The 822-nt window shown below is 54.7% G+C and carries 1 protein-coding gene; it reads left to right on the plus strand.

Features of this window, described 5'->3' with window-relative positions; all coding sequences use genetic code 11:
* The coding region (locus tag HFD99_RS24805) for an AMP-binding protein (protein WP_167441052.1) at positions 1 to 822 on the plus strand (822 nt) is incomplete at both ends.

Raw genomic sequence — 822 nt, forward strand, 5'->3', positions numbered from 1 at the left:
TCCGGACATCCGTGTACATGAGCTGGATATGGTTACGGTGCAGGAGCGCGAGCAAATCGTTGAGGCCTGGGGCAATACAGCGGCAACCTATCCAAGCGAGCAAACGATTCACGGCTTGTTCGAGGCGCAAACGGCGCAGACACCGGAGCAGACAGCCTTGTTCTTTGAAGGAGAGACGCTGACTTATCGCGAGCTGAATGAACGCGCCAATCAATTGGCTCGTACCTTGCGCAGTCAAGGCGTGACGAAGGATCGTCTGGTGGGTCTGATGACTGAGCGGTCGGTGGATATGATCGTGGGGATCTTCGGGATTTTAAAAGCCGGAGGCGCCTATGTACCTATCGATCCAACCTATCCGGAAGAGCGTATCCGCTACATGCTGGACGACTCGGGAGCGAAACTGCTGTTAACACAAAGCCATCTGGTAGACAAAGTCGCGTTTGACGGCCACATGCTGGTGCTAGACGGTGAGCAAACGGTGTACCACGAGGATGGTTCCAATCTGGAGCCGTTGTCCGGCCCGAATGATTTGGCGTATGTGATTTATACGTCAGGGACGACGGGGCAGCCGAAGGGCGTGATGTTGGAGCACCATGGGCTGTGCAATCTGAAAACGTATTTTGATCAGACGCTTCGGATCCGTACGTCGGATCATGCGCTGCTGTTCGCCAGCTACTCGTTTGATGCAGCTTGCTGGGAAATCTTCCAGGCGCTGTTCTGCGGCGCCACGTTATACGTACCAACAACAGAGACGATTTTGAACTACGAACGGTTTGAGCAGTATATGGCCGATCACCGGATTACGGTGGCCGCTTTGCCGCC

This window comes from Paenibacillus sp. EKM301P (assembly GCF_011800295.1).
GTDB classification, from domain to species: Bacteria; Bacillota; Bacilli; order Paenibacillales; family Paenibacillaceae; genus Paenibacillus; species Paenibacillus polymyxa.